Annotated in this window: 27 protein-coding genes; 18 read left to right on the top strand and 9 right to left on the bottom strand. The window is 66.5% G+C overall.

Going from position 1 to position 25,529, the window contains the following annotated elements:
* From BKA03_RS00665 to gtfA, 4 genes are read left to right on the top strand one after another with little or no spacing between them, the layout of a single operon-like run.
* A complete protein-coding gene (locus BKA03_RS00665; protein WP_083971725.1) occupies positions 1-975 on the top strand; it encodes a carbohydrate ABC transporter permease in 975 nt (324 codons plus the stop codon).
* Positions 972-1,796 carry a carbohydrate ABC transporter permease gene (locus tag BKA03_RS00670; RefSeq protein WP_152649573.1) on the top strand — a complete coding sequence of 275 codons (825 nt, stop codon included), beginning with the start codon at positions 972-974 and terminating at the stop codon, positions 1,794-1,796. Before BKA03_RS00665 ends, BKA03_RS00670 begins: the two co-directional genes overlap by 4 nt.
* Positions 1,793-2,764, top strand: a complete 972-nt coding sequence (locus tag BKA03_RS00675) for an alpha/beta hydrolase (RefSeq protein ID WP_062075439.1) — start codon at positions 1,793-1,795, stop codon at positions 2,762-2,764. Before BKA03_RS00670 ends, BKA03_RS00675 begins: the two co-directional genes overlap by 4 nt.
* Positions 2,765-2,792: 28 nt before the next feature.
* Complete coding sequence (gene gtfA / locus BKA03_RS00680) at positions 2,793-4,286, top strand: sucrose phosphorylase (protein ID WP_062075443.1); 1,494 nt, start codon at positions 2,793-2,795, stop codon at positions 4,284-4,286.
* 86 nt (positions 4,287-4,372) lie between these two features.
* Here the strand turns inward: gtfA and BKA03_RS00685 are convergent, their stop codons facing one another.
* Both BKA03_RS00685 and BKA03_RS00690 read right to left on the bottom strand, forming a co-directional pair.
* Positions 4,373-4,759, bottom strand: a complete 387-nt coding sequence (locus tag BKA03_RS00685) for a YchJ family protein (RefSeq protein ID WP_062075438.1) — start codon at positions 4,757-4,759, stop codon at positions 4,373-4,375.
* Positions 4,756-5,397 carry a YgjV family protein gene (locus tag BKA03_RS00690; RefSeq protein WP_062075437.1) on the bottom strand — a complete coding sequence of 214 codons (642 nt, stop codon included), beginning with the start codon at positions 5,395-5,397 and terminating at the stop codon, positions 4,756-4,758. Before BKA03_RS00690 ends, BKA03_RS00685 begins: the two co-directional genes overlap by 4 nt.
* Before the next feature lie 33 nt (positions 5,398-5,430).
* On the opposite strand from BKA03_RS00690, the gene BKA03_RS00695 reads away from it, so the two are divergent.
* From BKA03_RS00695 to rfbA, 3 genes are all read left to right on the top strand, one after another.
* Positions 5,431-5,802, top strand: coding sequence for an RNA-binding S4 domain-containing protein (locus tag BKA03_RS00695; protein WP_062075436.1), 372 nt, complete (start codon positions 5,431-5,433; stop codon positions 5,800-5,802).
* 80 nt (positions 5,803-5,882) lie between these two features.
* Positions 5,883-6,752 carry a glycosyltransferase family 2 protein gene (locus BKA03_RS00700; RefSeq protein ID WP_062075435.1) on the top strand — a complete coding sequence of 290 codons (870 nt, stop codon included), beginning with the start codon at positions 5,883-5,885 and terminating at the stop codon, positions 6,750-6,752.
* Between the two features lie 5 nt (positions 6,753-6,757).
* A complete protein-coding gene (gene rfbA / locus BKA03_RS00705) occupies positions 6,758-7,627 on the top strand; it encodes a glucose-1-phosphate thymidylyltransferase RfbA (RefSeq protein ID WP_062075434.1) in 870 nt (289 codons plus the stop codon).
* A 25-nt stretch (positions 7,628-7,652) separates the two neighbouring features.
* Here the strand turns inward: rfbA and rfbD are convergent, their stop codons facing one another.
* Positions 7,653-8,525, bottom strand: coding sequence for a dTDP-4-dehydrorhamnose reductase (gene rfbD, locus BKA03_RS00710; protein WP_238579434.1), 873 nt, complete (start codon positions 8,523-8,525; stop codon positions 7,653-7,655).
* 50 nt (positions 8,526-8,575) lie between these two features.
* Here rfbD and BKA03_RS00715 point away from each other — a divergent pair, with 50 nt between their 5' ends.
* A complete protein-coding gene (locus BKA03_RS00715; protein ID WP_062075432.1) occupies positions 8,576-9,190 on the top strand; it encodes a dTDP-4-dehydrorhamnose 3,5-epimerase family protein in 615 nt (204 codons plus the stop codon).
* Between the two features lie 59 nt (positions 9,191-9,249).
* Here the strand turns inward: BKA03_RS00715 and BKA03_RS00720 are convergent, their stop codons facing one another.
* Together BKA03_RS00720 and BKA03_RS00725 are read right to left on the bottom strand one after the other, a co-directional pair.
* Positions 9,250-11,367, bottom strand: coding sequence for a hypothetical protein (locus BKA03_RS00720; RefSeq protein ID WP_062075431.1), 2,118 nt, complete (start codon positions 11,365-11,367; stop codon positions 9,250-9,252).
* On the bottom strand, positions 11,364-11,648 hold the full coding sequence (locus tag BKA03_RS00725; RefSeq protein ID WP_152649572.1) for a hypothetical protein: 285 nt from the start codon (positions 11,646-11,648) through the stop codon (positions 11,364-11,366). The genes BKA03_RS00720 and BKA03_RS00725 overlap by 4 nt, the downstream gene beginning before the upstream one ends.
* A 430-nt stretch (positions 11,649-12,078) precedes the next feature.
* Here BKA03_RS00725 and rfbB point away from each other — a divergent pair, with 430 nt between their 5' ends.
* Complete coding sequence (gene rfbB, locus BKA03_RS00730) at positions 12,079-13,071, top strand: dTDP-glucose 4,6-dehydratase (RefSeq protein ID WP_062075429.1); 993 nt, start codon at positions 12,079-12,081, stop codon at positions 13,069-13,071.
* Here the strand turns inward: rfbB and BKA03_RS00735 are convergent.
* Positions 13,068-14,261 (bottom strand): glycosyltransferase, encoded by a 1,194-nt coding sequence (locus BKA03_RS00735; protein WP_179397638.1) that lies wholly within the window; start codon positions 14,259-14,261, stop codon positions 13,068-13,070. The two genes, rfbB and BKA03_RS00735, sit on opposite strands and share 4 nt — an antisense overlap.
* A 13-nt stretch (positions 14,262-14,274) precedes the next feature.
* On the opposite strand from BKA03_RS00735, the gene BKA03_RS00740 reads away from it, so the two are divergent.
* Positions 14,275-15,162, top strand: coding sequence for an NAD-dependent epimerase/dehydratase family protein (locus tag BKA03_RS00740; RefSeq protein WP_152649571.1), 888 nt, complete (start codon positions 14,275-14,277; stop codon positions 15,160-15,162).
* Positions 15,144-16,088: a lysylphosphatidylglycerol synthase domain-containing protein gene (locus BKA03_RS00745; RefSeq protein WP_062075426.1), complete on the top strand. Its 945-nt coding sequence runs from the start codon at positions 15,144-15,146 to the stop codon at positions 16,086-16,088. The genes BKA03_RS00740 and BKA03_RS00745 overlap by 19 nt, the downstream gene beginning before the upstream one ends.
* Here the strand turns inward: BKA03_RS00745 and BKA03_RS00750 are convergent.
* Positions 16,015-17,004: a glycosyltransferase family 2 protein gene (locus tag BKA03_RS00750; protein ID WP_062075425.1), complete on the bottom strand. Its 990-nt coding sequence runs from the start codon at positions 17,002-17,004 to the stop codon at positions 16,015-16,017. The two genes, BKA03_RS00745 and BKA03_RS00750, sit on opposite strands and share 74 nt — an antisense overlap.
* A gap of 38 nt (positions 17,005-17,042) precedes the next feature.
* Positions 17,043-17,327, bottom strand: a complete 285-nt coding sequence (locus BKA03_RS00755; protein ID WP_062075424.1) for a hypothetical protein — start codon at positions 17,325-17,327, stop codon at positions 17,043-17,045.
* A gap of 160 nt (positions 17,328-17,487) precedes the next feature.
* On the opposite strand from BKA03_RS00755, the gene BKA03_RS15635 reads away from it, so the two are divergent.
* From BKA03_RS15635 to BKA03_RS00780, 5 genes are all read left to right on the top strand, one after another.
* On the top strand, positions 17,488-17,661 hold the full coding sequence (locus BKA03_RS15635) for a YegP family protein (RefSeq protein WP_238579433.1): 174 nt from the start codon (positions 17,488-17,490) through the stop codon (positions 17,659-17,661).
* Between the two features lie 123 nt (positions 17,662-17,784).
* Positions 17,785-20,625, top strand: a complete 2,841-nt coding sequence (gcvP, locus tag BKA03_RS00765) for an aminomethyl-transferring glycine dehydrogenase (RefSeq protein WP_062075423.1) — start codon at positions 17,785-17,787, stop codon at positions 20,623-20,625.
* A gap of 82 nt (positions 20,626-20,707) precedes the next feature.
* Positions 20,708-21,910 (top strand): glycine cleavage system aminomethyltransferase GcvT, encoded by a 1,203-nt coding sequence (gcvT, locus tag BKA03_RS00770; protein ID WP_062075422.1) that lies wholly within the window; start codon positions 20,708-20,710, stop codon positions 21,908-21,910.
* A 41-nt stretch (positions 21,911-21,951) separates the two neighbouring features.
* Positions 21,952-22,332, top strand: coding sequence for a glycine cleavage system protein GcvH (gcvH, locus tag BKA03_RS00775; RefSeq protein WP_062075421.1), 381 nt, complete (start codon positions 21,952-21,954; stop codon positions 22,330-22,332).
* Positions 22,329-22,865, top strand: coding sequence for an NUDIX domain-containing protein (locus tag BKA03_RS00780; protein ID WP_274518622.1), 537 nt, complete (start codon positions 22,329-22,331; stop codon positions 22,863-22,865). The genes gcvH and BKA03_RS00780 overlap by 4 nt, the downstream gene beginning before the upstream one ends.
* Before the next feature lie 26 nt (positions 22,866-22,891).
* Here BKA03_RS00780 and BKA03_RS00785 read toward each other — a convergent pair whose 3' ends face one another.
* Entirely contained in the window at positions 22,892-23,458 is a 567-nt protein-coding gene (locus BKA03_RS00785; protein WP_062075420.1) for a DNA-3-methyladenine glycosylase I, read from the bottom strand.
* A 165-nt stretch (positions 23,459-23,623) separates the two neighbouring features.
* Here BKA03_RS00785 and BKA03_RS00790 point away from each other — a divergent pair, with 165 nt between their 5' ends.
* A complete protein-coding gene (locus BKA03_RS00790) occupies positions 23,624-24,508 on the top strand; it encodes a methylenetetrahydrofolate reductase (RefSeq protein ID WP_062075419.1) in 885 nt (294 codons plus the stop codon).
* A gap of 539 nt (positions 24,509-25,047) precedes the next feature.
* A complete protein-coding gene (locus tag BKA03_RS00795) occupies positions 25,048-25,476 on the top strand; it encodes an OsmC family protein (RefSeq protein ID WP_062075418.1) in 429 nt (142 codons plus the stop codon).
* The last annotated feature ends 53 nt before the right edge of the window (positions 25,477-25,529 follow it).

Genomic DNA, 25,529 nt, shown 5'->3' on the forward strand with positions numbered 1-25,529 from the left:
ATGACTGATTCCAGGCGAACGGGCGAAAGCCTTGGCGGCCGTCCGTCCGTCTCGGATCGGCCCGCAATTCATGAGGCCAGGCGTCGCGCGGACCGCGCGCGACGCCTGCGCCGCGGGATCCCCGGGCTCGCGCTCGTCGCGCCGGCCGCTTTCTTTTACGCAGTGTTTGTGCTCAAGCCGCTTGCGTCCACGATCCAGTACTCGTTCTACGACTGGAATGGGATCACCCTGGCAAAGTGGACGGGTCTCGAAAATTACACACGACTATTCACGGACAAGGAACTCCTTGGATCGATCATCAACGCGTTCCAACTCATCCTGTACTTCTCCATCGTTCCGGTCACCTTCGGACTAATCGCGGCCGCGCTCATACGCAAATTTGGCACGAGTCGCCTGGCTTTGGTCTCGCGCACCGTCCTGTTCCTGCCGCAGGTCATCCCCCTCGTTGCCGCAGGCATCATGTGGACGTGGCTCATGGCCACCAACGGAGCGGTCAACCAGTTCTTCAGGCTGATCGGGCTTGGTGGGATTACCCGCGCCTGGTTGGGCGACTTCAACACGGCCTTGCCCGCGGTGGGCGTCATCGGGGCCTGGGTGTCGCTCGGACTGTGCATGTTGCTCTTCCTCGCGGGCATGTCCAAGATCGACCCCGCTCTCTATGAGGCGGCACGCCTCGACGGCGCGGGGGCCATCAGTGAGTTGATGGCAGTCACCCTTCCCGCAGTGCGCCAAGAACTTGGTGTTGCCGTCACCATTACGGTGATCGGCGCACTGAGAAGCTTCGACATCATCTACATCTCCACCCAAGGGGGACCCGGCAACAGCACGCTCGTGCCCGGCCTCGAGATCTACTATCTTGCGTTCTTCCAGCGTGCCATTGGCCAAGCGTCTGCGCTCGCTGTGGCCCTCACCATCCTCGTGCTCGCCGTTGTGCTGCCGATCAACAGGCTTGCGCGCGGGAAGGAAGAATCGTGAAGACCTCGGCACGCGAGCTGTGGACGGGGCGAGGTCTTCTCGTCTTCGTCATGCTCATCACGATCATCCCGTTTGTCAGCCTGTTTGTGACGGCACTTCACGCGCCCGGCACTTATCCTTCTGGCCTCGCATGGCCCGCGGAACCCCACTGGGAGAACTTCGTCAACGCTTTCAAGGCCGCGAAGATGGGCAAGTTGCTACAGTCGAGCCTCCTCATTGAGCTCGGCGTAGTGCCCGCAGCGGTGCTGATGTCGACTCTCGCTGGATTTGCTCTCGGTCACCTCAAGGTGCCCTTCAGGCGCACCCTGCTCGTCATCTTCGTGCTGGGCCTCACGCTCCCGTTCGAGGGAATCATCGTCCCGCTGTACTACCAGATCCGCAGCTATGGCCTGCTGAATACCCAGTGGGCGATCATCCTGCCGCTCCTCGGACTCTTCATGCCGTTTGCGGTGATGTGGATGCGCGCGCACTTTGTGAACATGCCTGAAGACCTGTCGGAGGCCGCGCGCGTCGACGGCGCATCGACCTGGCAGCTCTTCTGGCGAATCCACGTGCCGTTGTCGATGCCTGCGATCTCTTCGCTCGCGATTCTGCTGTTCTTGTGGACGTGGAACCAGTTCTTGCTCGCGATCGTGCTGGTGGATGATCCGAGCAAGCGGACGATGGCCGGAGCGCTCGGCGCATTTCAAGGTCAATGGGGCACCGACATTCCGATGCTCTGCGCGGGCTCGCTCCTGATCCTCACTCCGACGTTGCTAGTGTTCCTCGCCTTCCAACGCCAGTTCGTGGCCGCCCTGCTCCAGGGCGCGGTGAAGGGATGACGGCAACGCCGGCGCGACCACCCTTCGATGAGGCGGTCGCCAGGGCTCTTGACGAGTTCAGCGAGTTGATCGTCACGGACATGTCGGCCACGGACATTTCGCGGGTGCGTGAGCTTGCTGCGCCCTTCCCGATGGCCGAGCTGACGATGCACGGAGCTTTCACGCGCGAGGAGTTCGCCCTGACTCGTCCTGAAGACGGCACCGCGCTGGCGGTCGTGGTCTACACCCCCGTCGGTACCAAGAGGCCAACTCCCGTGTTGCTCCATCTGCATGGCGGCGGCCTGATCGCAGGCCACGCGGACTCAGATACCCCTGGCCTGACACAGCTCATGGCCGACACGGGGTGCTCGCTCGTGGTGTTCGACTACCGACTCGCTCCCGAATACCCTTACCCCGCGGCGCTCGAAGATGCGACTGTGGTGCTGAGCTGGCTCGCTGGACCTGATGCGCCCGCGACGGTCGATCCCGCTCGCATCGTCCTCTCTGGGGTGAGCGCGGGCGGCGGCCTCGCGGCCACAACGGCCCTGTTCGCACGCGATCACGACGGTCCCCAGCTCGCAGGTTTGCTGCTGATGTGTCCGATGCTTGACCATCGCAGCGACTCGTTCTCGGCGAGGCAGATGGAGGGCGCGGGCTCGTGGGACCGCGTCGCAAACGTGGTGGGTTGGGATGCGTATCTTGGGCCCGACGCCCACGACCGCGAGGTGTCGCTGTACGCGTCGGCGGCGAGGTGTGCCGACTACAGCAATCTTCCGCCAACGTTCATCGACGTGGGATCTGCCGAAACGTTCCGCGACGAGTGCATCGCATTTGCGGCTGAGATGTGGAAGGCGGGCGGCGATGCCGAACTTCATGTGTGGCCCGGCGGGACTCACGGCTTCGACTTCCTCACGCCGTGGGCGCCGATGTCGCGGGATGCGCGAGAGGCACGGACCGCCTGGCTACGGCGACTTCTCACTCGCGTCTAGCGCCATCAACCGACAAGGGAACGTGAACGTGAAGCACACCAGGCCAGCGGGACCACAGCTCATCGCCTACGCGGACAGGTGCGGCGGCTCGGTGTCGGGGCTTCGCGGGCTTCTCGAGGGACAACTCGAGGGCGTGTTTGGTGGCGTCCACTTATTGCCCTACTTCACGCCTTTCGACGGAGTCGACGCGGGCTTCGACCCCGAGGATCACACCGCCGTTGACCCCCGGCTCGGGACCTGGGGCGACATTCGTGAACTGAGCGCTAGTTACACGCTGATGAGCGATGTGATCGTGAACCACGTCTCCGCGCGATCGGAGCGTTTCACGGACGTAGTTGCGCATGGCGATGACTCTCCGTGGGCGCCGATGTTCCTCACCTTGAGTTCCGTCTTCCCCAAAGGAGCGTCCGAGGAGGACTTGGCGCGCATCTACCGACCGAGGCCAGGCTTGCCCTTCACCGCGATGACATGGGCGGGGAAGCGTCGGCTTGTGTGGACCACCTTCACCCCCGAACAGATCGATATTGACCTGACGACGCCGCAAGCCTGGGCCTACATCGAGTCGGTCGTCGACGCGCTGACGAATGGGGGCGTGACGATGCTCCGACTCGATGCCATCGGCTACACGGGCAAGGAGGCGGGCACGGATTGCTTCATGACGCCGGCGACCGAGCGGTACACCCAGCGGATTGCGCAGATGGCGGACGAGCGCGGAGCCCAGGTACTGCTCGAGGTCCACGGCCACCACAGCCAGCAGATCGAGATCGCGAGGAGCGTCGACTATGTGTACGACTTCGCGCTGCCGCCTTTGGTGTTGCACGCGCTCCACGCCCATGACCTCGAGCCGCTCGCGGCCTGGTTCGCGATCAGGCCAGCGAATTCGGTGACGGTGCTCGACACGCACGACGGCATCGGCATCGTCGATGTTGGCGAGAGCGATCTCGCGCCGGGTGTTCCGGGCCTGCTCAGTCCAGATCAGATCGATGCCCTCGTGAATGCCATCCACCGAGCGAGCCACGGCACGAGCCTCGCTGCAACAGGCGCTGCAGCATCCAATCTTGATCTTTATCAGGTTAATTGCACGTTCTATGACGCGCTCGGTCGCGACGACGACCGATACCTGCTCGCCCGTCTGATCCAGCTCATGACTCCGGGAATTCCCCAGGTGTATTACGTCGGCCTCCTCGCGGGCTCGGGCGACATGGAGCTGTTGGAGCGAACGGGAGTGGGCCGCAACATCAATCGACATCACTACAGCGTCTCCGAGATCGAGAAGGAACTCGAACGCCCAGTGGTTGCCGCCCAAGTCGACGCGATCAAGCTGCGCAATAGCCATCCGGCATTCGAGGGCGAGTTCGCCATTCACGTCGAAGGCACGCGGGGTTCGATGCGATGGGAGCGCGGCAGCGCCGCGGTCACGCTCGAGTTCGACGTGCGTGCGGGTACCTTCGAACTCACCGCGTCCTCGGAGGGCGGAGTGGCTGTGCGCCAGGAACTCGGAGCGAGTCGAGGTAGGGCCTAAACGTCGGCCCTGAAGTCTGGGCCCCGTGAATGCGCGCCAGAGTCTTGCGCAGAGTTCCGTGCGTTGGCACTCATTTGAGGGCGCGCCTACGGGTGCGTCTCTCCATCGACGTACAGCCACTCCCCGGCCTGGCGCGCGAAGCGGCTGCGTTCCCTGACTTCTGCGACGACGCCGGCCTGATCCTGATAGCGCGCGACGAAAACGACGATGCCCTCCCTGTCGTCGGCCCCGCCCGCCTCGGTGGCAAGCACCTCGAGGCCAAGCCACGCGTCGTCGTCCATTTCCAAGGCGGCGGGCCGATGCGACGCCTCCCAGGTGCGCAGCAGGTACGCCTCATCGCGGCGCACGTAGGCGGTGTAGCGCGATCGCATGAGCGCCTCGGCGGTCGCTGCGGGCGACTCACCGCGAAGCAGCGGTCCGCAACAGTCGCGGTAGGGCGATCCCGAGCCGCACGGGCAAGGAAGTGCGCTCATGCGGCGTCCTCGAGGTCCCTCACCCATTGGTCGCCGTCGACGCGAAAACCGGCGCGGCGCAAGTACTCGGTATCGGTGGCGCCGTGTGGCCGCACCGTGACGGTGCGGAATCCCGCGGCGGGAAGAGCTCCCGAGTCGCGATACACGAACTGTCCCGGCGTGAACGTGCGGAAGCGCGGCTTCACCCAGTCGAGTTCCACCTCGCCCACTCCGTTGCCCGTGTCGCGCACGGCGACCACGCCGACCGCCTCGTCGCCGCGCACCACGAGGAGGGTGGAACGCTTGCCGCCACCCGCGGCGGGTTCCAAGGTGAAGTCGGGCGCATGGGTGGCGATGTCCGCGGCGTGAACCTGCAGCAGGTGCTGGAGAAAGGGGTCTTCCGGGGGAACGGCGATGACCTGATAGACCTCGGGGTCCTTGGACTCGCGGTACAGGCGAGACAGCCAGTAAACGTTGATGACCGCGATGGCCGCGTTCATCGCGGCGAAGGGCCACACGCCGATGACGACGTTGTACACGGTCGCCACCACGGACCCCACGAGGTTCATCCACCGGAACCGCACCACCCGAGACTGGGTGAGCGACACCACCACAAGGACGGATCCGATCCAGCCGATAGTTTCAAGCAAGGTGTGCATCCCTCAAGAGTAGGCGGGGCCTAACCTCGAGACATGACCCCGTCCGCCGTGCGCGCCGATGCCTGGACGTGGGCGGTACGCCTGTACAAGACGCGCACGCTTGCGACGGCCGCGTGCAAGGCGGGCCACGTGCGCGTCAACGGTGACAAGGCGAAGCCCGCGACGCCCGTCCACGTTGGCGACCGCCTCGTGGTGCGCGGCGGTGATCGCGAGCGGACCGTCGAGGTGACGGTGCTGCTCGCCAAGCGAGTGGGGGCCGAGCCCGCCGCGCGCGCGTACATCGACCACACGCCCGTCGCGCCCCCCGCGAAGTTCGTGGCGCCCCCCGCCGTGCGCGATCCGGGGACCGGACGGCCCACCAAGAAGGAGCGGCGCCAGCTCGATCGCCTGCGCGGCCGCAGCTGATTTGGGCACGCGAAGGGATCGTCACTGCCTAGGCGCAGTGCGGGCGGCCACGATGCGTCCGCGCCAGTAGGCTCGAAGCCATGTCGAATCCCGCCGCGGACGTGGTGGTCGTGACCTACTTCCCAGGTGACACGATCACGTCCTTCCTGCAATCGGTGGTGGGGGCCGACGCGGTGGCGAGCGTCACCATCGTCGACAACGCCACCGGCGACGAAGCGGCCGAGAGGGCGGCGGCCGAGGCGGAGGTCGCCTTCGTGCGCGCCGCTCGCAACGGCGGCTACGGTGCGGGCGCGAATTTGGGCGCCGCCCACGGAAGCGCCGACTGGATCCTCATCTCCAACGCCGACATCGTGGTCGGCCCCGGTGCGATCGCGTCCTTGGTGGCCGTGGGTGAATCCGACCCGAGCATCGGCGCGGTGGGCCCTCGCGTTTGCGAAATCGATGGGACGACCTATCCGTCGGCGCGACCGCTCCCCACGCTCGTGCTCGGCGCGGGTCACGCGCTCTTCGGCAAGGTGTGGCCCTCAAATCCGTGGAGCAAGCGGTACCGCATCGTGCTTGATCCTCACGGTGGCGAGGTGGAGGCTGGCTGGCTGTCCGGCTCGTGCTTGCTCGTGCGGCGCGCGGCGTGGGACGCCGTCGGCGGTTTTGATGAGGGCTACTTCATGTTCTTCGAGGACGTCGAGCTGGGGCGCGGCCTCGACAGGGCGGGATACCGTCGCGTGTGGACGCCCGCGGCGTCGGTCACCCACTTGGGTGGGCACAGCTATCGCTCGGACCCGGCGCCGATGCTCGAGGCACACCACGCGTCGGCGAGGCGCTACGTCCATCGGGTCTATCCGCGGTGGTGGCAGGCGCCCGTTCGCGCGGCCGTCGCCGCAGGTTTGGAGATGCGTCAGCGGGCGGAAGTGGCCGCCGCGCGCAAGCGCCTCGCAACTCGGGCAGACTAGACCCCATGCGTGGAATCATCCTGGCCGGCGGATCCGGCACCCGACTGCACCCCATCACCATCGGCGTGAGCAAGCAACTCGTCCCCGTGTACGACAAGCCGATGATCTACTACCCCCTGTCGACGCTGATCCTCGCGGGCATCAGGGACGTGCTGATCATCACGACGCCGCACGATGCCGAGCAGTTCGAGCGCCTCCTTGGCGACGGCTCGCAGTTCGGTATCTCGATCACGTACGCGCAGCAGCAAGAGCCGAATGGCCTCGCGCAGGCGTTCGTCATCGGCGCAGATCACGTGGGGTCCGAGAAGTCGGCGCTCGTGCTCGGCGACAACATCTTCTACGGCGCCGGGCTCGGTTCACAGTTGCAGAGCTTCGCCGACATCGACGGCGCGGCCGTGTTCGCGTACCGCGTGGCCGACCCGACGTCGTACGGCGTGGTCGAGTTCGACGCGAGTGGCAAGGCGATCTCGCTCGAGGAGAAGCCCGCACAGCCGAAGTCGAACTACGCCGTGCCAGGGCTTTACTTTTACGACAACGACGTGATCGAGATCGCGCGCGACCTCAAGCCCTCCGCTCGCGGCGAGTATGAGATCACCGACGTCAACCGCATCTACCTCGAGGCGGGCAAGCTCCAGGTGGGCGTACTCCCGCGCGGCACCGCGTGGCTCGACACGGGAACGTTCGACTCGCTGATCGAGGCCTCACAGTTTGTCCAGACGGTGTCACACCGCCAGGGCCAGAGCATCGGCTCGCCGGAAGAGGTCGCCTGGCGGCAGGGCTTCCTGGACGACGACGAGCTGCGCGAGCGCGCCGAAAGACTCACCAAGTCTGGCTACGGGCAGTACCTGCTGAAGGTGCTCGACGAGGGCAAGTAGCGCCTGCGGCTGCCGCGGGCAGCGACTAGTCGAGGACGCCCTCGAGCACCTCGTCCGCTGCGGCGAGCCAGCGCTCGCGCCAGTCACCGAGGCCTTCAATGTCAAGCGCCACGCTGGCTTCGTGACCCAAGACTGACCACGCTGGCCTGGGAGCCTTCGCCGCGTACGCGCTTGAGTCGGTGGGGGCGACGATGTCGCCCAGCCCCGCGGAGGCGACGATCTCGCGCGCGAAGTCGAACCACGAGCATTGGCCCGACGAGGTCGCGTGATATGTGCCCGCGGGGGCGTCGGCCTCGAGCAGGCGCAGCATGAAACCGGCCACGTCGCGCGTCCACGTGGGCTGGCCGATCTGGTCATCTACCACGGTGAGCGCGCCCCGAGCCTTGCCTGCCTTGGCGATCGTCTTGGGGAAGCACGGCCCGCCGCGCCCGTACAGGTAGGCGGTGCGCAGGATGAGCGCGTCGGCGCCGGAGTTTCTGACGGCCGTCTCGCCGGCCGCCTTGGTGCGCCCGTACGCGCCCTGGGGTGCCATCGGGGCGTCCTCGGCGTAGGGCTCGGTGGCGTCACCGGCAAACACGTAGTCGGTGCTGATGTGCACCAGGTGGCTGCCGGATGCCGCGCACGCCGCGGCCAGATTGGCGGGGCCGGTCGCGTTGATCGCGAGCGCGAGATCCTCGTTCTCCTCCGCAGCATCGACCGCGGTGTATGCGGCGCAGTTGATCACGAGGTCTGCGAGCGCGACGGCAGCGGCGACTGCATCGGCGTCGAGGATGTCGAGCTCGTCGCGATCGGTCAGCGTCAGGTGGGTCGCGCCAGCGGAGCGGAGGGCGTCGATCACGTCGGTGGCGAGCATGCCGTTGGCGCCGGTGATGAGGATCCGAGCTTCAGTGAGGTTCACATCCATAGGTTAGCCGCGCTACTAGGCTGGTCCAGGCAAGAGGAGGCCGCATGGACTACAGGGAACTATCGATCGAGGGCGCATGGGAGATCACGCCCGTGCGCCACGGAGACCAGCGAGGCCTGTTCCTCGAGTGGTTCAAGGAGCCCAGCTTTGTCGAGACCGTTGGCCACGCTCTGCACCTCGCACAGGCCAACCTGTCCGTGTCCGCGGCAGGTGTGCTCAGGGGCATTCACTTTGCCGACGTGCCGCCGAGTCAGGCCAAGTACGTGATGTGTCCCAAGGGCGCAGTGCTCGACGTCATCGTTGACATTCGCGTGGGCTCGCCCACGTTCGGCCAGTGGGATTCTGTGCTTCTCGACGATATCGACCGTCGCGCCGTGTATTTGAGCGAGGGTCTTGGTCACGCGTTCCTGTCGCTCGAGGACGGGTCCACCGTCGTCTATCTCGTTTCCGAGCCGTTCAACCCCGCGAGGGAGCACGGCATCAATCCGCTCGACCCCGCGATCGGCATCGATTGGCCCTCGGTCGCGCGCGACGGCTCGGCGCTCACCTACGATTTTTCTGCCAAAGACGAGGCCGCGCCCACGCTCTCGGAGGCGGCTGAGGCGGGCGTACTACCGTCCTACGAGGCCGCACGGGCGCATCGAGCGGGTCTTGCGTAGCTCCAGCCACCGTCACTCGATACGGACACGTGCCGCGTCTTTGCGATGGCCGAGGAACCTCAGCTCAGAGGGATATCTCGACAACTGAGGGTCGTTGAAACTCCAGAAGATGAGTCGACGGCGTCCACGCACACGTTAACGGACTGCCCCACCGGTGGGGTGGTGAAGGAGAAAGTCTTCTGGAATCCACCGTTCGAGGGTGCACCCGCGATGACACGGGGCACATCGGCTCGTGGCCCACCGGTTGCCAACTCCCACGTCTCACCGTTCGCGCGAATGCGCAAGGTGATCGGAGTTTGCGGGGTCGTGGGGTCATAGGCCCAGCCACCCGCCGTCACGGTTGTACGAGTTGCGCCCATATAGTCGACCGAACCCCTCGGTGCCAGATTGGTGAGGGAACGACAACCGAGCAAGGTGTTGCTATTTCCGGTGCTGTCCATTCCGTAGATGCACGTGGAAAACTGGATCGCGGTCGGCGCTGGAACGATCGCCCAGAATCCGGTGTTGTTGGGTGCACCGGTGACGACGCGGGGCACATCAGTTCGAGTCCCGCCCGTCTGGATGATCGTTCGGGTATCGCCGGCCCAGACGTGAAGATTGATGGGATCCGCAATATCCGGGTCCCACGCCCAGCCAGCGACGTTCACCCCGCCGGCCACGAGTGCCACCCGGTCAATCGCACCAGTGGGTGACTTGGTTCCAACGACTGCAGGCGGAGTAGGGGTTGGAGTCGGGGTCACGGTCACGGTCACGGGGACCGTGCTCACGCAGCCGAGCGAGACCGTCGCGGCGGACGTATTGTCCTGTGCCGTGAAACAGGCTTTGGTGGCTCCAGGGGCAACACTCACGGCGCCCGTGAATCCGGACTTGAGGTACTTCGCGCCCTTCGTTGCGGCGATGTCGGCGCGATCGACTCCGGTGGTGATGGTCTCGGTGACGTCGCCCTGAGTCACCGTAATGTTGACGGATCGATCATTATTCGGATCGGCAGCCCACCCGACGACGTTGAGCGTTCCGTCCGTGAGTGTGCTGGATTCAAGCTTGCCAACGACGGAGACCTCGGGTACGACGACTGTCTTGCATCCATTGGCTACCTGCCGTGTTCCCGTCGGCACGTCGATCGCAGCGACGCACACCGCGTAACTTCCAGGATCCACGGTGGAGAAGAGGCCGTATCCGAGCGTATTCGTCGACAGGTGGAATGCCGCCTGCACGTCCGATCGAACTTGCGTTGTCTGGACCGTTTGGGTCGTGGCACCCACTGACACCTCAACGTTCAGTGGGCTCGTCGTATCGACGTCGTACGCCCAACCTGCCGTGTAGATGCCGTCTGCCACTGCTGTGATGCCGTCGATGTAGACAACCGCCGGGGTCCCCGCGCTCGGACCGAACCAGTCATTGAAATACTCGTAGAAGTTTCGGTTGCCGTAGGACGAGCACGGGTCGCCGGTCCCATAGCCCGCGGCAAGCGCCGCCGCGTTCGGTTGGTACGGGGTGTAGTTATACAGTCCCGCTGTCGCCTGATTCTCGATGTACACGGAAGACGATCCACACGACGCGGTGGGGCTGAAAAGTATGTTGTTGTTCTGCCTCGCCCTGTAGGAGTAGTTCTGGGGGCTTTGCGCGTAGCGCTGGAACTGCGCGGCGGCATTGATGAGCTGGTTCTGAAACCCGTAGTAGGCCGTGTCGCACGGCGCCCCGGTTGGACACCCGTACCCCATCGCGCTTCGGTAGCGACTGGCGTAGAGGTTGGTGCCTGAGTCTGTGATCAGGCCCTGCTCCTTCTGAAGCGTGACCAGCAGAACTTGCGGGTTGATGTGGCACGATGTCGCCACCTTGCTGATAATCGTGGCGGCGGACTCGTTCAGTGCACCCGTGTATCCCAACGTGCACCGCGTGGACACGTCCCAGTCACGCGTGTCCATGTGGAAGTCCTTGAGGCACGGAGTGCCGTCACTTCCCGCCACGCAGTTCTTGCCCTTGGCATCGATGAAACTCTGGATGGCCGCCGTGTCCATGGTGTTCGAATTGTTGAACACAGCATCCGAGATGATGTTTCCGGGGTTGAACGTCGAGAGGTCCGCAGCGTTCGCTGTCCCTCCAAGGGCGCCCATGGCCGTGGCCGCGAGGCAGCCAATCAGTGCAACGGAGAGTCCGCTGACAGTTACCTTCTTCATGGCACGATCCCCGTAGTTTTGCCGGATACGCCGGAGTAGTCTGCGCTCTCGAAACTCACGGTGATGGTCCACTGTCCGGTCGAGAGCACGCCGTCAGGAAATAACATTGTCCCACAGTCAGTCGTTGTGGCCCCGGGTGTCGCATCTGTCGTGATCTGCGCGTGCGCCGTGCCCTTGGTCGCGGTGGCCGTGCAGGTCGCCTTGGGAACCAAAACATTCGCGAAGGCTGTCACCACGAAGCCGTTCTGGGATTCGTCCCAGTACGACGTGACGATAGTCACACTTGCGTCCTTTCGTCCGACAGGCGGGTCCGACGCCGCCGTAGTCGGCTCGACGCTCGGCGTCGGCGAGGGTGACGCTGAAGGGGAAGTCGAAGGGGAAGTCGAAGGGGTCGCGGACGGCGTCGGCGATGTTGATGGCGACACGCTCGCAGAGGGCGCTGAATTGCGCGAGTCACGCATAGTGCCTGCAAAATAGGCGATCGCGGCGATTGCCAGGAGGACCAAAACCCAGATCCACCAAGTCGCGGGTCGTTTGCCAGAAGCATGTGTCGCCATTCGTCCAGGCTAACCGACGGTCGACGCAATAGAGGGAAGTTCGCAGGGGCGCGTCGCTCGGGTGCGGCCCGGTACCTGGCAGAGTGGTTCCCGTAGGATTGCCAGCGGTCTCGCGCGCGCGGGAAAAGGTCCTAGGTGGTGAAAGAAGGCAGTGATGAAGGCTCTAGTCACCGGCGGCGCCGGGTTTATCGGCTCCAACTTTGTGCGCTTGACTCTCGCGGAGCGTCCCGACGTGGAGATGACCGTGCTCGACGCGCTCACCTATGCGGGCAACGAGGCCTCGCTTCCGGACGACGACAGGGTCACCCTTGTCAAGGGCGACATCGCCGAGCCCGAGCTGGTTCAGGATCTGGTGGCCGAGCACGATCTGGTGGTCCACTTCGCGGCCGAGAGCCACAACGACAACTCGCTCGACAACCCGTGGCCCTTCATTCAGACCAACATCATCGGCACCTATCAGCTGCTCGAGGCGGTGCGCCGCCACGGCAAGAAGCTGCACCACATCTCGACCGACGAGGTCTACGGCGACCTGGAGCTCGACGACCCCGCCAAGTTCACCGCCGAGACGCCGTACAACCCGTCGTCGCCGTACTCGTCGTCCAAGGCCGCATCGGACCTGTTGGTGCGCGCGTGGGTGCGGTCGTTCAAGATTGAGGCGACCATCTCGAACTGCTCGAACAACTACGGCCCCGCGCAGCACGTCGAGAAGTTCATCCCTCGCCAGATCACCAATGTGCTCGACGGCATCCGCCCCAAGCTGTACGGCAAGGGCGAGAACGTGCGCGACTGGATCCACGTGGACGACCACAACCGCGCGGTGTGGACCATCATCGACAAGGGCGTCTCCGGCGAGACGTACCTCATTGGCGCCGACGGCGAGATGGACAACAAGTCCGTCATCGAGATGATCCTCGAGCAGATGGGTCAGGCGCCCGACGCCTACGACCACGTGAGCGACCGTCCAGGCCACGACATGCGCTACGCGATCGACTCGAGCAAGCTGCGTGAGGAACTCGGCTGGGAGCCGATGTACAAGGACTTCGCCGCCGGCCTCGCCGCGACCATCGCGTGGTACCGCGACAACGAACCGTGGTGGCGCGCCAAGAAGCTCGAGACCGAGATGAAGTACGAGCGCCTCGGGCGCTAGCTGCGGATCGCGGCCTCGAGCGCTCCCGCATACGCATCGGCCACCGTGGCCACGTCGAAGGACTGCGCGCGCAAAGCGGCGCCCGCGCCCAGGGACGCGCGCAACGGCGCATCGCCGATGATCGTGGCGAGGGCGTCGCGCAGGGCCGTGACGTCGCCGCTCGGCACCGACAGCCCAGAGACTCCCGGCTCGACGGCCTCGTCGAGCCCAGGCAGGTCGGACACGACGACCGCACATCCGGATGCCATCGCCTCGAGCAATGCCACTGGCAGGCCGTCCTGATCGCCGCTCGCGGCACGCACGGAGGGGAACACGGCGACATCGGCCTCCGCGTCAGCGTGGGTAAGCGCCTCGCGAGTCAGCTGACCAACGAACGCGACCGGGAGGTCAGCAGCGGCCTCCTCCAAGCCGTGCCGCTCTGGGCCGTCGCCCACGACGGTGAGGTGCCACGTGGCGGGGTCAATCTGCGCGAGCGCCTTGAGAAGCAGGTGGAAGCCCTTCTTTTCCACGAGCCTGCCGACGGCAAGGAGCCGTACCGGACCGTCGGCTGCGCGCGAGAGGCGCCCGGCCGCGGCGTCGGCGAACTGGGCGACCTGCGCGCCCATGGGCATCACGTGCGTGGTGTTGGGGCTCGCTCCGAGCGCGATGGCGCGTTCGCGCATGTCGGCGTTCATCACGGTGACGGCGCGGGCATGGCGCAGCACGCTGCGCTTGAGCGCGCGCGACACGGGGTCGCCCAGCGCGTACAGGTCGCCCCCGAGGGTCGTCACGACGAGCGGCACGCGGGGCGCGGCCCAGCGCGCCACGAGGCCCTGCGGGATGATCCAATACGCGTGCAGCACCGCAGGCCGCTCGCTGCGCACCGCACGGCGCACGGCGAAAAACTGCGCGGCCATGAAGAAGGGCACTTGCAGCATTCGCGACTTGCGCGAGCGCACGTTTTCCAGGATCGCGCCCGCCGCGAGGTCCTCCCAACGCCTGAAGAAGAAGCGGAAGCGGCGCACACGAATGCCGTCGCCGTGCTCCTCTGCCGCGCCGTCCGGAACCGCGGGAATGAGAACGAACGGCTCAAAAGAGGCGGCTAGCCCGACGGCCAGATCCCGGACAAAGGAGGGCGTTCCATCGCCCACCCGCGCGGGATAAGTCGACGCGAGAATCAGAAGCGAGGGTCGCGAGGAGTTCGGGGTCATAGGCTTGTCCACCGTGAGTGACATCAGGGAGCCCCAAGTGTATGAGGTTGCCGTCGTTGGCGCCGCCGGTTTCTTGGGCGGCTCCGTGATGTCCGCCCTCACGGCCGCGGGCTATCGGGCTGGCGGGTTTACCCTCGACAGGCCGCTGTTTTCGGGTGGTGTGGTCGACGCAGAAGCCGCCAGCGTGCGCACGGTCGTGTGGTGCGCCTCGCGCATCAACCCCCGCCTCGCGACCGAACGCCCCGAGCTCGTGGAGCGGGACCGCGGCGATCTCGCGGAGGCACTTGCACAGTTCGCATCGTGGGACCGGCCGCCGCGCGTGATCGCGTTCTCGTCCGGCGGTACGGTCTACGGGCCGCCAGCCGAGCCTCCGTATGCGGAGACGATGGAGCCCTCACCCGTCAACGAGTACGGCGCGGCCAAGCTCGACCTGGAGCACCAGCTCGCGGGCAGCACCCTTGAGACGGTGTCGCTGCGTGTCTCCAACGCCTACGGCCCAGGTCAGCGACCGGCCCCCGGTCAAGGCGTCCTCGCGCACTGGATGGAGGCGGTTTTGAGCGGCGGCGAGGTTCACCTCTACGGTGATCCGTCGTCGACAAGGGACTATGTGTACGTCGACGACATCGCGCACGCCGTGGTGGCTGCCCATCGCGCAGACACGCCGCCGCAAGTCGTCAATATCGGCAGCGGACTGCCGACGACGCTTGACCGGCTCTTGGAGTCTCTCGAGTTTGCCGTCGCGCCCGCGCGCTTCGACACCGTTCGCCATCCCGCGCGCGCGACGGACACCGATCACTCGACTCTCGATGCCACGCTTGCGCGAGAGTCGCTTGGCTGGAGAGCGACCGTGAGTCTCGACGAGGGCGTCGCCAGGATGTGGCAGTGGCGGGCCTCGCAATGAGTCGCGGGCGCGCGGGGGCGTGGCTGCGGTGGGGACTCTTCGCGCTCGCCGCGGCGCTGATCGCCTGGGCCGTCATGCGTCAGTGGGCGGGCGTCTCAGACAGCCTCACCGCGGTGGGTTGGTCACGTGTGGCGCTCGCGACGGGACTCGCTCTGGTCGCGCTGGCCTTCAACACGCTGTCGTGGCGAACCGTGATGATGTCGGTGGGGTTGCAAGCGCCGCTGCGCGAGGCGTCGGGCGTCTTCCTGGTGTCGCAAGCGGGCAAATACGTCCCCGGCGCGGTGTGGCCCGTGGTGGCCCAGGCCGAGTTTGCGCGCGCTCACGGCGTGACCCGCGCGCGAGCCACGGTCGGCTCGCTCGTGGCGATGGCGGTGGGCGTGGTGATGGCGGCCGTCGTCGGTGCCGTCGCGCTCGCAGCGTTCTCACCTGGCTCGGTCCTCACGTACTGGTGGGTGCTGTTGCTCGCCCTCGCCCTTGCGATCACGCTCATCCCTGCCGTATTGACCCGGCTTCTGAAGCTTGCACTCAGGGTGCTCAGGCGCGAGGGCGAGGTCCCGCGCATAGGCGGCAACGCGCTCGCGGCATCGGCGGCTTGGTCCGCCCTCAACTGGGTGGCCCTCGGTGCGCAGGCATGGGTGCTGCTGAGGGCGCTTGGGGGATCCGAGGCCACCTATGGCCTTGCGACGGGCGCGTTCGCCCTGGCTTGGCTTGTCGGGTTCGTGGTGGTGTTTGCACCGGCGGGCCTTGGCGCACGCGAGGCGGCCCTCGTCTTGCTCCTTGGTGCGGCCGTGACGCAGCCTCAGGCCCTCGCGCTCGCGCTACTGAGCCGCTTCGCGATGACCCTCGCCGACGCTATTGGTCTTGCGCTTGGCGCAGTCGCGCGGCGGTCGCGGCGGGCAACGCGGGACCATACATCTGCTCCTTGATGCGGAACAACTGATCCTCGGTAAGGACGCGGTTGGTCTTGGAGAGGTCGGATAGCACGCCCAAGGCAATCGAGAGAGCGGCGCCGATGAGCAACAGCGTGCCGAGCATGAGCGACTGGTAGTGATTGCCCTTGTCGCCATCGGCGAGGAGGATCGCGTAGCGCACGAACGGGATGACTCCGATCACGCCGAGGAACGTGCCGAGCGCCGCGAAAACCGACCACGGCTTGAACATCACGTAAGAGCGCAAGATGGCCTGGCCCGACCTGATCATGTGCTCGAACATGTTGTTGAAGAGCCGCGACTCGCGGGTCTTTGCGTTCGTGTCGATCTCGACGGAGGCGATCGCGATCGACTTGTTTCCCGCCTGGATGATCGTCTCCATCGTGTAGCTGAACTGCGTCACGACGTTGATCCGGTAAAGCGCGTACCGCGAGTAGGCCCTGAAGCCGGATGCCGCGTCCGGCAATTCGGTGCCAGCGGCCCTGTTGACCACCCAGGAGCCGAAGCGCTGCATGACCTTCTTGAAGGCCGAAAAGTGTTCGATCGTGTGGGTCTGGCGATCGCCGATGACGATATCGGCGCGCCCGGCAAGAATCGGGGCAACGAGGTCACCAATCCTCGCTTGCGGGTATTGGTTGTCGCCGTCCGTGTTCACCACGATGTCCGCGCCGTGCGACATCGCGTAGTCCACGCCGTCGCGGAACGACCGTGCAAGGCCCATGCGCCCCGTGTGCGAAATGATGTGGTGCACGCCGTGCTCGACGGCCACCTCAACGGTCCGGTCCGTCGAACCGTCATCAATCACAAGGATCTCGATCTTGTCGATGCCATCGATGCGGGTGGGAATTGACTCGAGCACGGAGGCAAGAGTGGCCTCTTCATTGAGGCAAGGGATTTGGACGATGAGCTTCACGGCGACCTTTCGACTGCCACCAGGGTAATGGCGACCGGCTAGTCGCGCGGCGCGGCCTGCATCCGTGCGGAGAGGAGTCTGCGGCCAATGGCCGTCACGAGACTCAGTGCGGCGCCCCCGATGGCTGCGGACACGGCGATTCCCGCCATGGTGGAGTTCTGGAGTGAGGAGGCGAGGGAGCCGGCCCACAACACGCTACCCGCGAGCCCGCCGAGCGCTCCCGAGGGGATGCTTAGCCACCACTTCCCCTGGAAGGAGGCATGCGCGATGGCGATCCCAAAGCCAGTCATCGCGCCCACGACCATCGGCAGGTAGAGATCCATGGTCTCGAACGCTAGTCGCAAGCCGATGCCGTGTCGACACGTTGCTCCCCGTGAGGCTAGGGCTCGTGCGAATTCGTGCCACGATCGCAGTGACGCCACGGGCGCCGGATGCCTAAGATGTGAGACGCCAGGTATCTCGCACTACGCAAAGGAGCTTGAGGTGCATTTCGAGATCTACAAGGACAAGGCAGGCGAATTCCGCTTCCGGATCACCGCCACCAACGGCAACATTCTCGCCGCGAGCGAGGGCTACAAGCAGAAGGCTTCCGCGGTGAACGCGATCGAACGCATCATGTCCGACGCCGCTGGCGCCGTAACCATCGACAACTCTTAGCGTTCAACGGGCGCTGGCAGATAGACGTCGGCGCCCGTTGTTGCGTCTTCGTCGCGGCGGGAGTTCCGTCACACTGCGACGTCTTCCCTATCGCCACATCACTTCGTAAGACAGAATGGGCACGTGACTTCCTTCGCCGACCGCCACGTTGGACCAGACGACGACGCCATCTCTACGATGCTGCACGCCGTGGGCTACGCCTCGCTTGAGGCCTTGATCGATGACGCCGTGCCAGAGTCGATCCGTCAAGACGACATTCTCGTCCTGCCGGAGGCCCTGACGGAGGCCGGGGCGCTCACCAAGCTCGAGCGCTTCGCCAACGCGAACGTGCAGGCCGCACAGATGATCGGCCAGGGCTATTACGACACGGTGACGCCCGCGGCGATTCGCCGTGGCATCCTCACGAATCCCGCGTGGTACTCCGCCTACACCCCTTACCAGGCAGAGATTTCCCAGGGCAGGCTCGAGGCGCTCCTCAATTTCCAGACCATGGTGAGCGACCTGACGGCGCTGCCTGTGGCGAATGCATCGTTGCTCGACGAGTCCACTGCGGTGAGCGAGGCCGTCCTGCTCATGGCGCGTGCGACCGCGGGCGCCGGCACGGTTGTTCTCGATGCCGAGTGCTTCCCGCAGACCCTTGAGGTGGTCCTCGCACAGTGCGAGGCGGTGGGCGTCGCTGCGCGTGTCGAGACCATCGACGAGGGTTGGACCCCCACCGCAGATGTCGTGGGTGTCGTCATTCAGAACCCCGGCATGTCGGGCGTCCTGCGTGACCTCGGCCCCCACATCGAGGCCACTCACTCCGCGGGTGCGCTTGTCACGATCGCTTGTGATCTTTTGTCCCTCACGATTGTGACGCCGCCAGGTGAGGTGGGCGCCGACATCGCGGTGGGTTCCGCGCAGCGCTTCGGCGTGCCGCTGTTCTATGGCGGCCCTCACGCGGCATTCATCGCGGTTCGCGCGGGCCTCGAACGGCAGATGCCCGGCCGCATCATCGGGGTATCCATCGACGCGGAGGGAAAGCCCGCCTATCGGCTCGCGCTGCAAACGCGCGAGCAGCACATCCGCCGCGACAAGGCGACGTCGAACATCTGCACGGCGCAGTCCCTCCTCGCGGTGGTCGCCTCGATGTACGCGGTGTATCACGGCCCCAATGGTCTGCGTGATATCGCCCTGCAGATCCACTCGCGCGCGGTCACGTTGTCCGACGCGCTCGCGGCGATGGGCCATGAGCCCATGCACGAGGCGTTCTTCGACACCCTGATCCTTCACGTGCCAGGCGGAGCCGACTCGGTGGTCGCTCGCGCGGCCGCGGCGGGCATCAACATTCGCAAGGTCGACGACGACCGCGTGGCTATCGCTTGCGACGAGAAGACGGAGCTCGCGACCCTCGACACGCTGGTCGAGGCGATCATCGCCACCAAGCGCCACCCCGTGTACACCGCGCCCCGCGTGGCCATCCCCCGGGCCATGCGTCGCACGTCCGAGTACCTGACGCACCCGGTGTTCAACACGCACCACTCGGAGGCCTCGCTCACGCGCTACATGCGCCGCCTGGGAGACAGGGACCTCGCTCTCGACCGCACGATGATCCCGCTGGGTTCGTGCACCATGAAGCTCAACGCGGCCGCAGAGCTGGAACCGATCCTGTGGCCAGGATTCGCCAACATCCACCCGTTCGCTCCGTCCGAGCAGACGGCGGGCTACCGCCACATGATCGAGCAGCTCGAGGACTGGCTTGCCGAGATCACCGGCTACGCTGCGGTGTCCGTCCAGCCGAATGCGGGCTCGCGCGGCGAATACGCGGGACTGCTGGCCATCCGCAACTATCACCTCAGCCAGAATCAGACCGGTCGCGACATCTGCCTGATCCCCGCCTCGGCCCACGGCACCAATGCCGCCTCGGCCGTGCTCGCGGGTATGCGCGTGGTGGTCGTCGCGACGAACGACAGCGGCGAGATTGACCTGCCCGACCTCCGGGCCAAGCTGGTGAAGCACGCGGGCGCGGTCGCCGCGATCATGATCACCTACCCGTCGACCCACGGCGTCTATGAGGCTCACGTGGGCGAGGTCTGCGCGGCCGTGCACGAGGCCGGCGCACAGGTGTACATCGATGGCGCCAATCTCAACGCCCTCGTCGGCTTGGCCAAGCCCGGCCACTTCGGCGGCGACGTCTCGCACCTGAACCTGCACAAGACCTTCGCCATCCCGCACGGCGGTGGCGGCCCAGGCGTCGGCCCCGTGGCCGTTGCCGAGCACCTCGTGCCGTTCCTGCCCAGGGTGCGCCAGGGTATCCAGCGACCGCGCGACCTCATGCGCGAGGGCGCGGCCGTCAGCGGAGCACCGTATGGCTCCGCGGGTATTTTGCCCATCGCGTGGGCGTACATCGCGATGCTTGGCCCCGATGGCCTCCAGCACGCGACTCAAGTGGCGGTGCTCGCCGCGAACTACGTGGCGGCGCGCCTGAGGGACTACTTCCCGGTGCTCTACTCCGGCGCTAACGGGCTCGTGGCTCACGAGTGCATTCTCGATCTGCGTGAGCTGACCAAGGCCACCGGAATCACCGCCGAGGACGTCGCCAAGCGCCTGATCGACTACGGGCTGCACGCGCCCACGATGTCGTGGCCGGTCGCCGGAACCCTCATGGTCGAGCCGACCGAGTCGGAGGACATTGCGGAGCTCGACCGCTTCATCGACGCCATGATCGCCATCCGTGCGGAGATCGCGGCCGTGGAGCGCGGCGAAATCGAGGCCAGCGCCTCGGCGTTGCGCCACGCGCCGCACACGGCCGAGTCCGTGATCGCCGATACATGGGACCACGCGTACTCACGCGAGAGCGCCGCGTTCCCCGTGCAGGCCCTCAGGCGAGACAAGTACTTCCCGCCGGTGCGCCGCATCGACAACGCCTACGGCGATAGGCACCTCGTGTGCTCGTGCCCCCCGCCCGAGGCGTTCGAGGACTGAAGCCCGTGAAGCCGAAGAACTGGGGCGATGCGCGGGTGTTGGCGTATCACTGGTCCCGCCTTCGCGCGGTTACGCTTGGCGCATGACTCGCTCTCCCCTGCACGACGAGCACGTTGCGCTCGGCGCCACCCTGGTTGACTTCGCCGGTTGGGACATGCCGGTGCGCTATTCCGGGGACGTGGCCGAGCACCTTGCGGTGCGCACGGCCGCGGGCCTCTTCGACATCTCGCACATGGGGGAGATCGCGATTCGCGGCGCCGATGCCGCGGCCGGGCTCGACGCGGCCGTGGTCTCCGGCATGGAGCGCCTCGCGATCGGCCGCGCCAAGTACACGATGCTTTGCACCCCCGGCGGGGGAGTGATCGACGACCTCATCGTCTATCGCCGCGATTGGGATCACTTCCTGATCGTCGCGAACGCCGCCAACGTCGAGACGGTCACGGCTGAACTCGTCGAGCGCTTCTCCGCCTTCGACGCGACGGTCGAGAACATCACGGCCGAGGTGTCGCTGATCGCGGTCCAAGGCCCCAAGGCCGTGGGCATCGTCGCAGCGATGTGCGCGGCCGGAGCCGACGACGTGCGGGCCCTCAAGAACTACACGTGGTGCACCGTGCTGCTGCAGGGCGACGTGCACGCGATGGTTGCCCGTACGGGTTACACGGGCGAGGACGGCTTCGAGTTGTTCGTCGTCCCTGCCGATGCCGTCGAGGTGTGGCGTTTGGCGCTCGCCCTGGGCGAGTCCGAGGGGCTGATTCCTTGCGGGCTCTCCGCCCGCGACACACTGCGACTCGAGGCGGGAATGCCGCTGTACGGCCATGAACTCACGCTCGCGACCACGCCGTACGACGCGGGGCTTTCCTGGGTGGTCCAGACCGGCGCGGCGCGCGTGCTTCAGCGTCCCGGCATCGATGGTGCGGTTTCCATGTCGGCCGAGCCCGTCGCCCGCGGCGACTTCGTGGGCCGCGAGGCCCTCGCCGCGGCCAAGGAACGAGCCGTCGCGACCGAGGCCGATCCGGCTTCTGCCCCCGAAGAGGCGCGCATCCTGGTGGGACTCGTCGGCTCTCCGGGGCGGGCCGCCCGTGCGGGGTTCGCGGTGTTGATGGACGGCCGTCGGGTGGGCATCGTCTCATCAGGCGCGCCCTCGCCGACGCTCGGAGTTCCCGTCGCGATGGCGATGGTGCACCCTTTGGCCGCCGTTGTAGGTACGGTTCTTGATGTCGATGTGCGCGGTCGGAGCGAAACCATGACCGTGACAGCGCTACCGTTGTACTCGCGAGCCTCGTAGCGACTCGAATTTCCATCCACACCGCGTGAAAGGGTGTCGTCATGTCCTCGGTCCCCGCAGACCTGCTGTACTCCACCGAGCACGAGTGGGTGGGTGGCGATGCCGAGCCCGGCTCGGTCGTCACGATTGGCATTACCGAACACGCCGCCGACGCTCTTGGTGACGTTGTCTACGTCGAGTTGCCCTCCGTGGGCGACCCCGTGACGGCTGGCGAGGTGTGTGGCGAGCTCGAGTCCTCCAAGGCCGTGAGCGAGCTCTACTCGCCCGTGACGGGCACCGTGACCGCGGTCAACGAGTCCCTGCGCCACGGCCCCGGCGCGATCAACGCAGAGCCCTACGACGCCGGCTGGATCTTCAAGGTCGAGGTGGGCGAGGACGCCGAACTCCTCGACGCCGAGGCGTACGCGGAACACATCTCGTGACCGACGCCGCGCCCGTGATCGGCGCGGCTGGTGAGTTGTTGATTGTGGCCGGTGCACTCACCGACTCCCTCGCCACACCCCGTTTGCTGCTCGCGGGCCGCCGTACCGAGCCCGCATGGGCGCGTGGCCTGTGGGAGTTCGCCGGCGGCAAGGTCGAGTCCGGCGAGACGGCCATCGCGGGCCTGCATCGCGAACTCCGCGAGGAGCTTGGTGTCGAGGTGGTGCTCGGCGACGAGCTCTTCGGGCCCGATGTCTCCGACGTGACCGGTGACAGGGTCTGGGAGATCAGGGCGCCGGGTTCCGTGCCCGGGCCAGGGGCCGAGCCGTCGCCCTTGCGTTTTGTGATGCGCCTCTTCTGGTGCGAGCTTGCGCCTGGATCGCCGCAGCCGGAGCCTCTCGAGGACCACGATCAGCTCACGTGGCTCGAGCCGGGCTCGTGGCGCGAGGGGGTCCGCTGGCTCCCGGCCGACGAGCGCATCGTCGCCGCGCTTCTTGACGACGCCATCGCGATTCACAAGCGCGGGACCTGCTAGCGCGCGGCCTGTTAGCGCGCGGCCTGTTAGCGAGCCGCCACGCACCCGTCGAGGTGGTCGTCAACGAGGCCGCACGCCTGCATGGCCGCGTACATCGTGGTGGGTCCCACAAAGACGAAGCCAACCTTCTTGAGGGCCTTCGCGAGCGCCACAGACTCGGGGGTCGACCCGGGGACGTCCGACCACGTCTTCACTCGCGCGGGCCGTACCTCGGGAGCGAAGGACCAGAACAGTTCCTCGAGCGATTCGCCGGCCTCATGCAATGCCACCACCGCGCGGGCGTTCGTGATGGCCGAGATGATCTTTTGGCGGTTGCGCACGATTGCGGCATCGGCCAGAAGCCGCTCCACGTCGTCGTCGCCAAAATCCGCGACCACGGCGGGATCGAAGCCCGCAAAGGCCGCGCGATAGTTGTCGCGCTTGCGGAGAATCGTGAGCCAAGACAGTCCCGACTGCGCTCCCTCGAGGACGATGCGTTCGAGCAGCGCCGCGTCGCCGTGGACGGGCAGGCCCCATTCGCTGTCGTGGTACCGCTCGTATAGCGGGTCCCCATTTCCAAAGCAGCGGATGAGGTCGTTCGGCTCGGTGATCATGGCTCCAGTGTGGCGGGAGGGGCCGACGCACCCCAAGCGTCGGCGCGGCACGGCGGGACGGGCGTCACGTGCCCTGCCTGGGGACGACCGCAACCCGTCGCGTCGAGGAGTGGCCCGCCCGGGACTAGCCCGTCGCGCACGTGTCCGCGTAATGTTGCCCACGCTATGACGATCCGTGACCTCCTCGCCGCCGACAGGCCCACCCTGTCCTACGAGCTGTTCCCGCCGCGCAGCGCGGCGGCTCAAGACGCGCTGCCAGCGACGATGGCGATGCTCGCTCGGACCCACCCCGACTTCATGTCGATCACATACGGCGCCTCGGGGTCGACTCGCGGCACGAGTCGCGACGTGGTCCAGCGCCTCGCAGAGGCTCACTCGGTGCCGCCGCTCGCTCACCTCACATGCGTCGACCAGTCGCGCGCAGAGCTCACCGCCGTCATCGAGACGTACCTGGCCGAGGGCGTCCGCGACTTCCTCGCGCTGCGCGGAGACCCACCCCAGGGCCAGGCCGACTGGCGCCCTCATCCCGATGGGCTGCTCTACGCGTCGCAGCTCGTGGAGCTGTTGCGAGAGGTGGCCGCGGCGCACGGCGCCGACATCAGCGTGGGCGTCACCGCGTTCCCCGCCCAGCACGCGATCGAGAGATGGCGGCAACAGGGCCTCGACGTCTTGAAGGCCAAGCAGGATGCGGGCGCCGACTTCGCGATCACCCAGGTCTTCTACGAGGTGCCCCAGTTCTCGGCACTCGTCGCCGATGCCTCCGCCCAGGGCATCGGCCTGCCGATCGTCCCCGAGGTCATGCCGCTCGTCTCGGCCAGGAGGGCAACCAGGGCGGCCGAACTCACCGGGGTCGATACACCCAGCGAACTCGTGGCCGCGCTTGAGACCGCAGCGGATGATTCCGCGGCGCTCGCCGCGGGAGTCGCCCACGCGGCACGCCTGTCCACGGACCTGCTCGACGCGGGCGCCCCTGGAATCCACATCATCACGTTCAACAGGCACGACGCTGCGCTCGCCTTGGTGAATGCCCTGGGGCTGCGCGGAGCCTGAGCCTGTCTGGTTCCGTCTCCGGCGGCGGGCCCCCCGTGTGCGCAAGGGATCGGGCCCCGGCGGTGGGCCCCCCATGTGCGCAAGGGATCGGGCCCCGGCGGTGGGCCCCCCGTGTGCGCAAGGGATCGGGCCCCGGCGGTGGGCCCCCCATGTGCGCAAGGGATCGGGCCCCGGCGGTGGGCCCCCCGTGTGCGCAAGGGATCGGGCCCCGGCGGTGGGCCCCCCATGTGCGCAAGGGATCGGGCCCCGGCGGTGGGCCCCCCCATGTGCGCAAGTGCCGGATCACGGAGGTCGGACCGCCACGGTTTGCGCATGGTCCAAGTGAAATGGGTCGGTCGATCCGGCACTTCGGTACGTGGGGACGGTTGGGGCGGCCAAGCGGGTCCCGGTCGATCCGGCACTTCGGTACGTGGGGACGGTTGGGGCGGCCAAGCGGGTCCCGGCCGATCCGGCACTTCGGCCCGCGGGTGCCACCGCGTGTCAGGCGCCAGTTCCGCACAGGGATTAGCCGCACGTCTCCGCCGTGGCACGATAAACCCATGGCACGCACCGTTTCCCCCCGTTCTGTGACCCTCACGCGCGACTCGCTCGGCGTCTACACCGCCACGAATGCCGAGGGCGCGACCCTCCAATTCGGCCGAGGCGAGGGGCTCCTTGGCCCCGTCGAACTCCTGCTCGCTGCCGTGGCCGGTTGCTCAAGCATCGACGTCGACCACATGACCACGCGCCGCGCGCAGCCCGACCGCTTCGAGGTCACCGCCTCCGCGGACCACGTTCACGACAGCGACGAGGGGAACATCCTGCAGAACATCAGGGTGCTCTTCGACCTCGCGTTCCCCCTCGGCGAGGACGGCGACAAGGCCCGCGCGCGAATCGCGAGCGCCCTCGCGATCTCGCACGAGAAGGAGTGCACGGTCTCTCGGACGCTCGAGGCTGTCACCGCCGTCGCGCTCATCGAAAAGCCGTAACTTACCCGTATTGGTCTCACGCCGCGTCTGCGGATAGACTGTGCGGCGCTATC

This window comes from Demequina lutea (assembly GCF_013409005.1).
Lineage (GTDB): Bacteria > Actinomycetota > Actinomycetes > Actinomycetales > Demequinaceae > Demequina > Demequina lutea.